14 protein-coding genes and 1 tRNA gene are annotated in these 13578 nt (G+C 72.9%); 14 read left to right on the forward strand and 1 reads right to left on the reverse strand.

Translation table 11 applies throughout. The features are described from left to right. Window positions 1-51 precede the first annotated feature (51 nt). From eno to HUT12_RS04680, 13 genes are all read left to right on the forward strand, one after another. Window positions 52-1335, forward strand: a complete 1284-nt coding sequence (gene eno, locus HUT12_RS04620) for a phosphopyruvate hydratase (RefSeq protein ID WP_131056616.1) — start codon at window positions 52-54, stop codon at window positions 1333-1335. Between the two features lie 29 nt (window positions 1336-1364). After that, window positions 1365-1982, forward strand: a complete 618-nt coding sequence (locus tag HUT12_RS04625) for a septum formation initiator family protein (RefSeq protein WP_176092581.1) — start codon at window positions 1365-1367, stop codon at window positions 1980-1982. A 37-nt stretch (window positions 1983-2019) separates the two neighbouring features. After that, window positions 2020-2577, forward strand: a complete 558-nt coding sequence (locus HUT12_RS04630) for a DUF501 domain-containing protein (protein ID WP_176092582.1) — start codon at window positions 2020-2022, stop codon at window positions 2575-2577. After that, a complete protein-coding gene (locus tag HUT12_RS04635; RefSeq protein WP_176092583.1) occupies window positions 2574-3107 on the forward strand; it encodes an amino-acid N-acetyltransferase in 534 nt (177 codons plus the stop codon). The genes HUT12_RS04630 and HUT12_RS04635 overlap by 4 nt, the downstream gene beginning before the upstream one ends. A 53-nt stretch (window positions 3108-3160) precedes the next feature. Further along, window positions 3161-4102: a Ppx/GppA phosphatase family protein gene (locus HUT12_RS04640; RefSeq protein WP_176095650.1), complete on the forward strand. Its 942-nt coding sequence runs from the start codon at window positions 3161-3163 to the stop codon at window positions 4100-4102. A 131-nt stretch (window positions 4103-4233) separates the two neighbouring features. Next, the gene (locus HUT12_RS04645; RefSeq protein ID WP_131055438.1) at window positions 4234-4920 is read left to right on the forward strand and encodes a dienelactone hydrolase family protein; all 687 of its coding nucleotides are present in this window, start codon (window positions 4234-4236) and stop codon (window positions 4918-4920) included. A 19-nt stretch (window positions 4921-4939) separates the two neighbouring features. Continuing rightward, the gene (locus HUT12_RS04650; RefSeq protein WP_176095651.1) at window positions 4940-5653 is read left to right on the forward strand and encodes a uracil-DNA glycosylase; all 714 of its coding nucleotides are present in this window, start codon (window positions 4940-4942) and stop codon (window positions 5651-5653) included. An 84-nt stretch (window positions 5654-5737) separates the two neighbouring features. After that, the gene (locus HUT12_RS04655) at window positions 5738-6463 is read left to right on the forward strand and encodes a DUF4129 domain-containing protein (protein WP_176095652.1); all 726 of its coding nucleotides are present in this window, start codon (window positions 5738-5740) and stop codon (window positions 6461-6463) included. After that, window positions 6460-7050 (forward strand): hypothetical protein, encoded by a 591-nt coding sequence (locus tag HUT12_RS04660; RefSeq protein ID WP_131055440.1) that lies wholly within the window; start codon window positions 6460-6462, stop codon window positions 7048-7050. The genes HUT12_RS04655 and HUT12_RS04660 overlap by 4 nt, the downstream gene beginning before the upstream one ends. Then, entirely contained in the window at window positions 7050-8057 is a 1008-nt protein-coding gene (locus HUT12_RS04665; protein ID WP_131055442.1) for a MoxR family ATPase, read from the forward strand. The genes HUT12_RS04660 and HUT12_RS04665 overlap by 1 nt, the downstream gene beginning before the upstream one ends. Window positions 8058-8063: 6 nt before the next feature. Beyond that, window positions 8064-9434: a DUF58 domain-containing protein gene (locus HUT12_RS04670; RefSeq protein ID WP_176092584.1), complete on the forward strand. Its 1371-nt coding sequence runs from the start codon at window positions 8064-8066 to the stop codon at window positions 9432-9434. Further along, the gene (locus HUT12_RS04675) at window positions 9431-9985 is read left to right on the forward strand and encodes a hypothetical protein (RefSeq protein ID WP_176092585.1); all 555 of its coding nucleotides are present in this window, start codon (window positions 9431-9433) and stop codon (window positions 9983-9985) included. Before HUT12_RS04670 ends, HUT12_RS04675 begins: the two co-directional genes overlap by 4 nt. A 154-nt stretch (window positions 9986-10139) precedes the next feature. Then, window positions 10140-11465 (forward strand): NAD(P)/FAD-dependent oxidoreductase, encoded by a 1326-nt coding sequence (locus tag HUT12_RS04680; protein ID WP_131056744.1) that lies wholly within the window; start codon window positions 10140-10142, stop codon window positions 11463-11465. A gap of 36 nt (window positions 11466-11501) precedes the next feature. Here HUT12_RS04680 and HUT12_RS04685 read toward each other — a convergent pair whose 3' ends face one another. Then, the gene (locus HUT12_RS04685; protein WP_176092586.1) at window positions 11502-13328 is read right to left on the reverse strand and encodes a hypothetical protein; all 1827 of its coding nucleotides are present in this window, start codon (window positions 13326-13328) and stop codon (window positions 11502-11504) included. A gap of 101 nt (window positions 13329-13429) precedes the next feature. Here HUT12_RS04685 and HUT12_RS04690 point away from each other — a divergent pair. Then, window positions 13430-13510, forward strand: a tRNA-Leu gene (locus HUT12_RS04690). The last annotated feature ends 68 nt before the right edge of the window (window positions 13511-13578 follow it).

Raw genomic sequence — 13578 nt, forward strand, 5'->3', positions numbered from 1 at the left:
GCACCGTCGCGGCCCATACCGCACGAGACGACACGAACGAGGAGCGACTCAGTGGCAACCATCGAGGTAATCGAGGCTCGGGAGATCCTGGACTCGCGGGGTAACCCGACGGTCGAGGTCGAGGTCGGGCTGGACGACGGCACGATCTCCCGAGCGGCGGTGCCCTCCGGCGCCTCCACCGGCGCCTTCGAGGCGGTCGAGCTGCGCGACGGTGACAAGGGCCGCTACCTGGGCAAGGGAGTGGAGAAGGCGGTCGCCAACATCGAGGACCGCATCGTCGACCAGCTCATCGGGTACGACGCCAGCGAGCAGCGGGTGATCGACCAGAAGATGCTGGACATCGACGGCTCCGACAACAAGGGCGAGCTGGGCGCGAACGCCATCCTCGGCGTCTCGCTGGCGGTGGCCAAGGCGGCGGCCGGCAGTGCCGGGCTGAGCCTCTTCCGTTACCTGGGCGGGCCGAACGCGCACCTGCTCCCGGTGCCGATGATGAACATCCTCAACGGCGGGGCGCACGCCGACAGCAACGTCGACATCCAGGAGTTCATGATCGCGCCGATCGGCGCGCCGAGCTTCCGGGAGGCGCTGCGCTCGGGTGCCGAGGTCTACCACGCGCTCAAGACCGTGCTGAAGAAGAAGGACCTGTCGACCGGGCTCGGTGACGAGGGCGGCTTCGCCCCGAACCTGCCCACCAACGCCGCCGCGCTCGACCTGATCGCCGAGGCGGTGGAGAAGGCCGGCTACACGCTCGGCACCGACATCGTCTTCGCCCTGGACGTGGCCGCCACCGAGTTCTTCTCCGACGGGCGGTACACGTTCGAGGGTGTCGCCAAGAGCGCCGAGGAGATGAGCGAGTACTACACCAAGCTCGCCGACGCGTACCCGATCGTGTCGATCGAGGACCCGCTGGCCGAGGACGACTGGACCGGCTGGCAGACGCTGACCACCGCGATCGGTGACCGGGTCCAGATCGTCGGCGACGACCTGTTCGTCACCAACCCGCAGCGCATCGCCCGGGGCATCGCCGAGCGGGCGGCGAACGCGGTGCTGGTGAAGGTCAACCAGATCGGCTCGCTGACCGAGACCCTGGACGCGGTCGACCTGGCCCACCGGGCCGGCTTCATGTGCATGATGAGCCACCGGTCCGGCGAGACCGAGGACACCACCATCGCCGACCTCGCGGTGGCCACCGGCTGCGGCCAGATCAAGACCGGTGCCCCGGCCCGCTCCGACCGGGTGGCCAAGTACAACCAGCTCCTGCGCATCGAGGAGGAGCTGGGCGACGCGGCGCGGTACGCCGGTGCGGGCGCCTTCCCGCGTTACCGTTCCGCCTGACGGGTGGTGAACCTCGGGGGAGGGGTGTGATGCAGCAGCGCCGCACGCCGGGTGGTCAACGTCCGGCCCGCCGGCCGGGACGCACCGGTCGGCCCGGCGTCGGCCGGGAGGGCGGAGGTGTCCGCGCCGAGTCGCGTACCACCGCCGGCCGGTCGCCGTCGGCTGCCCGCGGTGCCGAGGGCGTACGCTCCGCGAAGCGGCCCGCCGCCGCCCGGCGTACCGCCGCAGGCGGCGTCACCCGGCTCTCCGCACCCCGATCCCGAGGTCTCACCGGCCGGGCCACCGTGCTCGTCGCGGTGCTGATCGCGCTCGCCCTCGCCTACACGTATCCGGTCCGGGTCTATCTCGACCAGCAGGCCGACATCGAGCGGATGGAGTCCTCGCAGGATGCCCAGCGCAAGCTGATCGCCGAGCTGACCGAGGAGGCCGAGAAGTGGCAGGACGACGCGTTCATCGAGGCCAAGGCGCGGGAGCGGTTCTTCATGACCCGGCCCGGTGAGAAGTTGGTGGTGCTGCTCGACGACCCGGCCGGCGCCGCCCGGGACGCCGGCACCGCCGAGCCCGGCACCCCGTCCGTGCCGGACCGCTGGTACGACACGCTCTGGTCGAGCGTGCGCGCCGCCGACGCGACCCCGACCGCCGACTGAGCACCGACCCACCCCGCACGAACGAGAGATGGCACCCGTGACTGTCGTACCACCGCAGGAGCCGGCGGCGGCCTCCGTACCCCCACCGAAGCGGGAACCGGCCACGGAGGCCGACCTCGCCGCGGTGGCCGCGCAGCTCGGACGCCCGCCGCGCGGCACCCGGGCGGTGGCGCACCGCTGCCCGTGCGGCCTGCCCGACGTGGTGGAGACGACGCCCCGACTGGCCGACGGCACTCCCTTCCCGACGCTGTACTACCTCACCTGCCCCCGCGCGACCGCAGCGTGCAGCCGGCTGGAGTCGGCCGGGTTGATGCGGGAGATGGCCGACCGGCTGGCCGACGACCCGGAGCTGGCCGACCGCTACCGGGCCGCGCACGAGGACTACCTCGCCCGGCGGGAGTCGATCGGCCAGGTCCCCGAGATCGCCGGCATCTCGGCCGGCGGGATGCCCGGCCGGGTGAAGTGCCTGCACGTCCATCTCGGTCACGCGCTCGGCGCCGGGTCCGGCGTGAACCCGTTCGGTGACGAGACGCTGGACCTGGTCGAGCCCTGGTGGGCGGCCGGCCGGTGCGTCGACGTGCCGGACGCCGAGTGAGCGGCGCGCCCGCTCCGGACGGGTCCGACGACATCCTGGTCCGGCCCGCCCGCACCGCCGACGTACGCGCCATCCGCCGGCTGGTGGACACCTACACCGACGACCGGCGGCTGCTCAGCAAGGCCACCGTCACGCTCTACGAACACGTGCAGGAGTTCCGGGTCGCCAGCCGGGTCGCCGACGGCGCGGTGGTGGGCTGCGGCGCGCTGCACGTGATGTGGGAGGACCTGGCCGAGATCCGGACGGTGGCGGTCGACCCGACCTGTCGGGGCCGCCGGATCGGGCACCGGATCGTGGCCGAGCTGATCGAGGCGGCGCGGGACCTGGGCATCGCCCGGATCTTCGTCCTCACCTTCGAGACCCGGTTCTTCGGCTCGTTCGGCTTCACCGAGATCGACGGCGCCCCGGTGCCGAACCCGGTCTACGAGCAGTTGCTGCGCTCGTACGACGAGGGGGTCGCCGAGTTCCTCGACCTGGAACGGGTCAAGCCGAACACGCTGGGCAACACCCGGATGCTGCTGCGCCTCTGAGGCCGGGTGCCCGGTCGGCACGCCACTGTAGGGTGACCGTCGTGACGACGCGTGTGGCCGCCATCGACTGTGGCACCAACTCGATCCGGTTGCTGGTCGCCGAACTGCCCGACCCGTCGGACGGGTCGTCCGCGCCGCTGCGCGACGTGTCCCGGCGGATGGAGATCGTCCGGCTGGGTCAGGGTGTCGACGCCACCGGCCGGCTCGCCCCCGAGGCGATCGAGCGGACCCGGGTCGCGCTCGCCGACTACGCCGCCGAGATCGAGAAGCTCGGTGTGGAGCGGGTGCGGATGTGCGCCACCTCGGCCAGTCGGGACGCGGAGAACGCCGCCGAGTTCCGGGACATGGTGCAGCAGACGCTGGGCGTGGCGCCGGAGGTGGTCAGCGGCGACGAGGAAGCCCGGCTCTCCTTCACCGGCGCCGTACGCGGCCTGCCCTCCGACGCCCGGTCGCCGTTCCTCGTGGTGGACATCGGCGGCGGCTCCACCGAGTTCGTGGTGGGCAGCCGGGAGGGCGGCGTCGACGCGGCGATCTCGATGGACATCGGCTGCGTCCGGATGACCGAGCGGCACCTGCACGGTGACCCGCCCGGGCTGGACGAGATCGCCGCCGCGCAGGCCGACATCGCGGTGGCGGTCGACCGCGCGCTGACGGTGGTGCCGGGACGTGGGGCGGCCACGCTGGTCGGGCTCGCCGGGTCGGTCACCACCGTGGTCGCGATCGCCCAGGGCCTCACCGGGTACGACCCGACCCGCATCCACCACGCCCGGGTGTCCTACGACCGGGTGGCGCAGGTGACCGCCGAGCTGCTGGCGGCGGATCGGGAGCAGCGGTTGGCGATCCCGGTGATGCATCCGGGCCGGGCCGACGTGATCGATGCGGGCGCGCTCGTCCTCCGAGTGATCATGGAACGGGCCGGCATGGACTCGGTCGTCGCCTCCGAGCACGACATCCTCGACGGCATCGCGTGGAGCCTGGCGCAGCCCACGACCTGAGGCACGCGAACGGGAGGTGAACACCACTGCTCCCGCATCTTCCTAGCGACGGTCACCGCGTGGCAGGCTACCGACACGTACGACCACTGGGCGACCAGCCAGCGTTGACTGACCGCTAGGAGGATGGGCCGATGGGCGAGATGGTTACTTATCGTGGCGACGGAGGTACCGGCGAGGGGTACCTCGCGGTGCCCGCCAGTGGCACGGCCAGCCCTGCGGTCATCGTCATCCAGGACTGGTGGGGCCTGGTGCCGCAGATCCGGTCGGTGGTGGACCGCTTCGCCGAGGCGGGTTTCGTCGCGCTGGCGCCGGACTTCCGGCACGGCGAGCCGGCGGGCAAGCCGAGCGAGCCCCGACGGCTGTTGAACGGCCCGCAGATGGACGAGGCGGCACGCGAGATCGCGGTGGCCGCCGAGTACCTCGCCGGGCGTTCCGAGGTGACCGGGAAGGTCGGCTGCGCGGGTTTCTGCGCCGGGGCGAGCCTGGCGCTCTGGGCGGCCAGCCACTCCGAGCGGATCGTCGCCGCCGCCGCGTTCTATCCCCGGCTGCCCTGGGAGGGCATGCGTCCGGAGTGGACCGACTACGCCGGCAAGGACGCCCTCGTGCACTGCTCCGAGGCGGACGGCACCTCCACCGACCCGGGGGTCCAGACGGTACGCCGGGCGATCGAGAACGCCGGTGGCACCTGCCAGTTGCACGACTACCCGGGCACCGCGCACGCCTTCTTCAACGAGGACCGGCCGGAGAAGTTCGACCTGCGTGCCGCCACCAGCGCCTGGGCCCGCACCCTCGAACTGTTCCGGGCCAAGCTTGGCTGAGTCGCGTACCCCGGCCGACGTGGTCGCCCGCGCCGCGCGGGCGACCGATCTCGCCGACCTCGACGCGGCCGTCGCCGACTGCTTCGCCTGCCCCCGGCTGGTCGACTGGCGGGAGGAGGTGGCGCGGACCAGACGTGCCGCCTTCCGCGACCAGGAGTACTGGGGTCGACCGGTGCCCGGTTTCGGCGCCCCCGAGGCCCGGATCGCCGTGCTCGGGCTCGCGCCGGCGGCGCACGGCGGCAACCGCACCGGCCGGGTCTTCACCGGCGACCGCTCCGGCGACGTGCTCTTCGCCGCGCTGCACCGCGCCGGCCTGGCCAACCAGCCGACCAGCGTGTCCGCCGACGACGGACTGACCCTGCGGGACACCCGGATCTTCGCGGCGGTGCGGTGCGCCCCGCCGGAGAACAAGCCGAGCCCGGCCGAGCGGGACACCTGCGCGCCCTGGTCGTACCGGGAGGTCGACCTGATCCGGCCGACGCTGCGGGTGGTGGTCGCGTTGGGTGCCTTCGCCTGGGCCGCGTGGTGGCCGATGTTGCGCCACGTGTACGGCGTCCGTCCGCCCAGCCCGCGACCGTCGTTCGGCCATGGGGCACACTGGTCCGGCACGGCCGTACCGGAACTGCTCGGTTGCTACCACGTCAGCCAGCAGAACACCTTCACCGGACGGCTGACACCAGGAATGCTTGACGATGTGTTCGCCCGGGCGAGACAACTGGCCGGGCTGGACTGACGCTGCGGGGTGGTGGAGATGGCGGACGTGACGCAGACGAGCCCGCCGTACGCCCTGGTGGAGCGAAGGTAGGTCGGAGTGGACCTGCTGCGCAAGTGGTGGCCCGTCACCGCGGTGATCGGCCTGCTCGCCCTCGTCACGCTGGCCGCCGCGCACTCGTCGATCGGCGCGAGCCGGGTCCCGCCGGCCGTGCAGGACGCCCCGTTCGTCCTGGAGTACCCGACCGACGATCCGCGTCCCTCGATCCCGGCCGAGCCGCGCGAGGCCGCCGAGCAGACCCGGACCGAGATCCCGCCCTGGCTCGGCACGGTGGCGTTGGCGCTGCTCGGCGTCGTCCTGCTCGTGGTCATCGGCTATCTCGCCTGGACGGTGATCCGTGGCATGGCGCGCCGGGTCACCCGGCGACTGCCCGCCCGTCCGGCTCGCCGCAGCGCCGCAGGCACCGCCCGCGAGGTGGTCGCCGCAGTCGACGCCGGCCTGGTCGACCTGGACGACCGCGCCACCGACCCGAGGACCGCGGTGATCGCCTGTTGGGTCCGCCTCGAAGAGGCCGCCGCCGGTGTCGGGGTGCCCCGGCTGGCCGGCGACACCCCGACCGACCTGGTCACCCGGCTGCTGCGCGGCGACTCCGCGAACGGGGTGCCGGCTATCGTCAGCGCCGACGTGCTGGCCGAGTTGGCACACGTCTACCGCGAGGCGCGGTACGCGACCCGCCCGGTCGACGAGCGCACCCGCGACCAGGCCCGCGCCGCCCTGCGCCGGTTGCGCGGCGAACTCGCGGCCACCGTCGAGCGGGACGTGATGGCATGAGCAAGACCAGTATCGACGACCTGCTCAGTTTCGAGGAGGAACGGCCGGTCCAGCAGGAGGCGCCCCGGGGTGGGCGGCTGCGGAGCGTCGTCGGGTTCCTCGCCGTCACCGCCGCCGCGACCGTGGTCCTGATCGCCGGGCTACGGGCGGTCGGGTTGCGGGTGTCCCTGGTGGTGCTGGTCGCCGGAGTCGTCACCGTGTTCGCGGTACGCCGTATCGTCGCCACGCTCGCCCCGCCGTCGCGCTCCGGACAGACGGGGGCGCGACCGCAGCAGCACGGGGAGGAGGACGGGATGTACAACTGGGACGCCCGGGACGCGTTGCGGACCGCGATCAACGGTTGGGAGATTCCGCTGGAGTGGTCCAAGGGCCAGCCGGAACGCTTCTCCCACATGATCCTGCCCCGCCTCGCCGAGCTGGCCGACGAGCGGCTCCGGCTCAAGCACGGCATGACCCGCGAGTCGGATCCGGGCCGGGCCCGGGCCCTGCTGGGTGAGCGACTGTCGACGTTCCTGGACACCCCGCCCCGCCGTACCCCTTCGCCGCGCGATCTCGCGGCGATCGTCGCCGAACTGGAGAAGATCTGATGAACGACGCCGGCCAGACGATGCCCCCTGCCGAGGTCGGCCGCCTCGCCCGGGCGGTGCTGGACGCGGTGGGCCAGGTCGTCGTCGGCAAGCGGGATTCGCTGGAACTCGTCCTCGCCGGCATCCTCGCCGGTGGACACGTGCTGCTGGAGGATCTGCCCGGCCTGGGCAAGACGCTCACCGCGCGGTCCTTCGCCCAGGCGCTCGGGCTGGACTTCCGTCGTCTCCAGTTCACCCCGGACCTGTTGCCCGCCGACGTCACCGGCTCGTTCCTCTACGACCAGCGCAGCGGCGACTTCACCTTCCGGGCCGGCCCGGTCTTCACCAACCTGCTGCTGGCCGACGAGATCAACCGGACCCCGCCGAAGACCCAGTCCGCCCTGCTGGAGGCGATGCAGGAGAAGCAGGTCTCGGTGGAGGGGGTCACCTACCGTCTGGACGAGCCCTTCCACGTGCTCGCCACCGCCAACCCGATCGAGTACGAGGGCACCTACCCGCTGCCGGAGGCGCAGCTGGACCGTTTCCTGCTGCGCGTGTCGTTCGGGTATCCCGATCACGAGGAGGAGTGGGAGGTGCTGCGTCGGCGGATGGCCCGCCGCCGCGAGGAGGCCGAGATCAAACCGGTCGTGGACGCCGCCACCCTGCGCTCCATGCAGGCGGCGTTGGAGGACGTGGTGGTGGAGGACTCGGTCGGCCGGTACATCGTGTCGCTGACGGCGGCCACCCGGGAGCACCCGTCGGTGCTGGTCGGTGCCTCGCCGCGTGGTTCGTTGGCCCTGCTGCTGCTGGCCCGGGTACGGGCCGTGCTCTCCGGCCGGGACTACGTGGTGCCGGAGGACGTCAAGGACGTCGCGGCACCGGCGCTCTCGCACCGGATCACGTTGCGGCCGGAGATGTGGCTGCGGCGGGTCGACCCGTCCTTCGTGGTCGGCGAGGTCCTGGACGCCACCCCCGCCCCGGCCAGTGGTGCGCTGCCCAGTTACGCCGCCGGTGGACCGGGACACTGACCCGTCGTGACCGCTCCGGACCGACCGGCCCCGCCCAGCTGGACGCCCACCGCGGCGCTCGGCCGAGCGGTGCTGCTCACCGGCCTGCTGCTGGCCGCCGCAGTGTTGTTGGGCCGGGTCGACCTGGTCGTGCTGGCGGTGCCGTTCGCGCTCGGCACCGCGTACGCGTTGCGCCGCCGACCGACCGAGCTGCCGCAGGTGTGGATCAGTGCCGACGAGGCGCACCTGGTGGAGGGCGGTGAGGTGAGCGGCACGGTCAGCGTCGGCAACCCGGGCACCGTGCCGTACGACGTGGCGGTGCTGCGTACCCGGGTCTCGCCGTGGTTGCGGGTGACCCGCGCGGCCCTCGCCGGTGGCGACGCGCCCACCGGCCGCCGCGCCTCGCCGACCGACCGGCCCTTCGTCACCTCGGTCAGCCCGGACACCGCAGTCGACCTGGAACTCTCCGGCACCGCGCTGCGGTGGGGGCGGCACCGGATCGGGCCGGCCGGTGCCCGGGTCGCCGCCGGGCAGGGTCTGCTGACGTCCCGCGCGGTGTACGCCGAGCCGATCAGGTCCAGGGTGTACCCGAAGACCGAGCCGTTCGACGCCGTCGAGGCGATGCCCCGGGCCGCAGGCCTGGTCGGCGCGCACCATTCGCGCCGGCCCGGCGAGGGCGGCGAGCTGGCCGGTGTCCGTGTGTTCGCCCCCGGTGACCGGCTGCGTCGCATCGACTGGCGGGTGTCGCTGCGGGCCCGGCAACTGCACGTGGCGTCCACCCTCTCCGACCGGGACGCCGAGGTGGTCGTGCTGCTCGACGTGCTCGCCGAGGCGGGACGTTCCGGCGGGGTCGCCGGCACCGCCTCGGTGCTGGACACGACGGTGCGGGCCGCCGCCGCCATCGCCGAGCACTACCTGCACCGGGGCGACCGGGTGGCGTTGCTGGAGTACGGCCCGAGCGCCCGGCGCCTGCGTCCGGCCACCGGACGCCGCCAGTACCTGACGGTCCTGGAGTGGCTGCTGGACGTGAAGGCGCAGTCCTCTCCGCACGAGCCCTACGACCAGGTGTTCGGGCCGCAGGTGCTCTCCGCCGACGCACTGGTGGTGGTGCTCACGCCGCTGCTGGAGGAGCGGTCGGCGCAGATGCTGGCCCGGCTGGCCCGCTCGGGCCGGTTCGTGGTCGCGGTGGACACCCTGCCGTCCGACCTCACCCCGCCGACCGACCGGGGCTGGGCCGAGGTGGCGTACCGGCTGTGGCGGCTGGACCGGGACACGATGATCGCCCAGCTTCGCGAGCACGGGGTGCCGGTGGTGCCCTGGGCCGGTGCGGGCAGCCTCGACCAGGTGCTGCGGGACGTGGCCCGGCTGGCCACCGCACCCCGGGTGGGTGGCCGGTGATCGCACGGCTCAAGGCGGTACGAACGGCGGCCGTCCGGATCACCCTGGCCCCCGTCCTGGTGCGTCTCGGCGTCTTCCTCGTCACCTTCGCCGGACTGCTGCTGTCGTACCCCGTCCAGATGCTCCAGGGGCCGACGCTCGGTGCGTTGGCCGTGGTCGCGGTGGCGCCCGCGCTCTCGCCGCACCGGTTCTGGCCGAGTTTCGCCGCGCTGGTCACGGTCGCCGGCTGGGTGCTCGCCACCGACCTGCACGGGCGACCGATCGCGTTGTGGCGGCTGCTGACCGTGGCGGCGCTGCTCTACCTCGCGCACACGGTGACCGCCCTGGCGGCGCTGCTGCCGTACGACGCCGCAGTGGACCCGGACCTGATCGTGCGTTGGCTCACACGGGCGGGCGTAGTGGTGCTCGCCACGTCGGTCCTCGGGGTGCTGCTCGTCGAATTGGCCCGGGTCGGCGGCGACGGCACCGGCCGGATTCCCGTCACCATCGCCGGTCTGCTGGTGGTAACCGGGTTGACCGCGATGCTGGCCTGGCTGCTGCGACGCAGGTGAACGGCGGTTCTGCCGGGGCCGCCGGGGCCTGTGGGGCCGCAGTGATACGTCCGGTTTCGTCCCTGCGGTAGCGCGGGTCACACTCAGGTTGTGCTCGGTCACAGAAGGGTGCCGCGAGCGGGGTTACCGGGGCTGGCGCGGGAAAGATGTAAGTGTGAATCCGAAGCGGATCCTTGTGGTGGGTGCCGGGCACGTCGGGCTCTACGCGGCCCTGCGCCTGTCGAAGAAGCTCAGCTCTCGTGAGGCCGAGGTCATCGTCGTCGACCCGCAGCCGCACATGACCTACCAGCCGTTCCTCCCCGAGGCGTCGGGAGGGAACATCTCTCCGCGGCACTCCGTGGTGCCGCTGCGTCGCGAGCTGCGCAAGTGCACGGTGGTGGCCGGTGCGGTGACCCGTATCGAGCACGACCGCAAGACCGCCACCGTGCAGCCGATCATCGGCCCGCCGCGCGAGATCGCGTACGACCACGTCGTGGTCGCACCGGGTTCGGTCTCCCGGACCCTGCCCATCCCGGGCCTGCACGAGCACGGCATCGGGTTCAAGACCATCGGTGAGGCCATCTATCTGCGCAACCACGTGTTGGAGCAGTTGGACGTGGCGGCCGCGACGACCGACCCGGAGGTACGGCGCCGCGCCCTCACCTTCGTCTTCGTCGGTGGCGGGTACGCCGGCATCGAGGCGCTCGCCGAGATGGAGGACATGGCCCGGCACGCGCTGAAGTACTACCCGGAGCTGACGGCGTCGGACATGCGGTGGGTGCTGGTCGAGGCCACCCAACGGGTGCTTCCCGAGGTCGACCGGGACATGGGTGCCTACACCGTGCAGCAGTTGCTGAAGCGGGACATGGACATCCGGCTGGACACCCGCCTGGAGTCCTGCGTCGACGGGGTGGTCACGCTCTCCGACGGGGACAGCTTCCCCTCGGACACCATCGTGTGGACGGCGGGCGTGAAGCCGGCACCGATGCTGGACGCCACCGACTTCCCCCGCGACGAGCGGCGTCGGGTCACCTGCCGACCCACCCTCCAGGTGGTCGACGGGGACCGGGTCCTCGATGGCGCCTGGAGCGCCGGTGACTGCGCCGCCGTACCGGACCTGACCAAGCCGCCGGGCAACTTCTGCTCGCCCAGCGCCCAGCACGCGGTACGCCAGGCCCAGCGGATGGCCGACAACATCGTCGCCGTGGTCCGTGGCGAGCAGCCGGTCGACTACAAGCACAAGCACGCCGGCAGCGTGGCGAGCCTCGGCCTGCACAAGGGCGTGGCCCAGGTCTACGGCATCAAGATGACCGGCTGGCCGGCGTGGTTCATGCACCGGACGTACCACATGAGCCGGATCCCCTCGTTCAACCGCAAGGTCCGGGTGGTGGTCGACTGGACGTTGGCGTTCTTCCTCAAGCGTGAGGTGGTCGCCCTCGGTCAGTTGCACGACCCGCGCGAGGAGTTCGCCGAGGCGTCCTACCCGGGCTCCAAGGCGTAGTGGTCCGAGCCCGCGCGGCCCACCGGCCGCGCGGGCTCAGACCCGCCAGATCCAGGCGTCGGCCACCCGGCTGGACGGCCCGTAGAGCGCCTCCAGGGTCAGCCGCAGGCTGTCCGCGTGCGCCGTGGCGACCGCCAGCACCACGCAGGAGACACCCCAGTGCCGCACGTCCTCGGCGGCCCGGCGGCGCTGGTTCGCACCGACCACCGGCCGTAGACCGCTCCGGGCCACCTCGGCGAGCAGCGTGGAGGTGGGCCGTGGGGCCACTCCCATCGCGGCGCTGCCGCCCCGGCCGTGCGGGCCGATGAAGAACCCCTCCGGCATGCCGAAGGCGGCGTCGGCGGCCGTCGACCACCGCATCGGCCAGGGGTCCTTCGGCGTCGCCAACGGCACCGGCATCAGCACCCCGCCCGGTTCGACGCAGGTCCGCCAGTGCCCGGCGGTGACGAACTCGGGCACCGGCGTGCGCGCGGCGGTGGGCAGCGGCGTCGGCACCAGTGGCAGGAGCACCACACCGGCCGTCACCAGCGCCAGTCGTCGGGCGCGCCGGCCCGCGCGCAGCGCCCGGTCCAGCGCGAGCACTAGGATCGTCGCCGCCAGCGGCGGCACCGCCAGGGCGAAGCGCATCGGCAACGCACCGTCCACCACCGGCAGCCCGGCCAGCAGCGCGTACGGTCCGGGAAGGCCGGTGCCCTCGCCCCGGTGGACCACCTCGGGGCCGAGCGAGAGCGTCCCCATCACCAGGATGCCGGCGAGGCAGGCCAGCGCCAGCGGGCGCCGCCGCAGCCAGAGCGCACACCCCGCGGTGACCACCAGCAGGGGCCAGCCCAGGAAGGTGTTGTACTCCGCCGGCCCGGTGGTCAGCGCGGCCGAGCGTTCGTCACCGAGCAGGGTCAGCGGCGAGACGGCCCACCAGCTGCGCAGGTCGGCCGAGAAGTAGTGCGGGCTGAACATGCCGTCGGCGACGCCGAGCGGCCCGGCGAACTGGAGCCACAGCGGCCGGGCGAGCACCAGCAGGGCCAGCCCGGTGGCGAGCGCCATCCCGCCGACGAAGGCGGGCAGCGCGCGGCGGGTCAGGTCCCGGTCCACGACCGCCATGGTCGCGGCCATCACCAGCAGGGTGACGGCGGCGAGGAAGAGCACCTCCTCGCCGACGAACACCTGGGCGCAGACCACGGCGGCGAGCCCCACGGCGGAGGTCACCAGCCGCCGCCGGTCCGGTCCGGCCCGCCCGGTGTCGGCGGCCCGGAGCAGGCGCACCACCAGCCAGACCACGACCGGCAGCAGCCACTGGGCGGTCATGTGCAGGTGGCTGTTGGTCTGCGAGACCATCCCGGGGCCGAAGCCGCACAGCGCGCCGCCCAGGACGGCGGCCAGGCGGTGCACGCGCAGCAACCGGGCGAACAGCAGGTACCAGGCGGTCGCGGTGGCGGCCAGGTTGCCGGCGGCGAGCAGGGCGAAGCTGACCGGCGCGCCGAACACCAGGGTGACCGGTGCGAACAGCAGGCCGAGGGCGACGACCGAGGTGTTGGCCATCAGGTTCACCCCGTCCGGGGCGTTCATCCGGTCGGTGTGCAGCCCGAAATCGCCCAGCAGGGCCCGCGCGTCCACGGTCAGGAACCACTCGTAGAGGACCTGGTCCTCGGGGTTGAGGGCGAGCACCCGCCCCGTCGGGTCGGGCCAGAGCCCGTGTGTGAGCCAGCCCGCCAGCATCACGAACACCAGTCCCACCAGCAGGTCGGCCCGGTGCCGTGAGACGGCCGCCACCAGTCGGGCCCGGCGTGGCAGGCGTACCCGATCGGTGGTGCGGATCGCCCGCTCGGACACGCCGTTTTCGCGTGCGGTGGGTGCGGCGCTGCTCACGGCCTCGACCCTAGTGCGGGTGCTCCGCGCGGGACGCCGCAGCGGGCGGGAACCCGCTACCGTGGCACTGCACCACGCGTGTCGTCGCGTCGGGGTCACCCGCCCGGGTGGTGGAACGGCAGACACGGCCGCCTTAAAAGCGGCTGCCGCAAGGCGTGCGGGTTCGACCCCCGCCCCGGGCACTCTCAGGGTTCCCTCAGCATTCCGATCGACATCGCGCTGCTCCGGCCGTCTACTCTTGTAGCGCGCG

Origin of the sequence: Verrucosispora sp. NA02020, assembly GCF_013364215.1 — a bacterium.
Lineage (GTDB): Bacteria > Actinomycetota > Actinomycetes > Mycobacteriales > Micromonosporaceae > Micromonospora.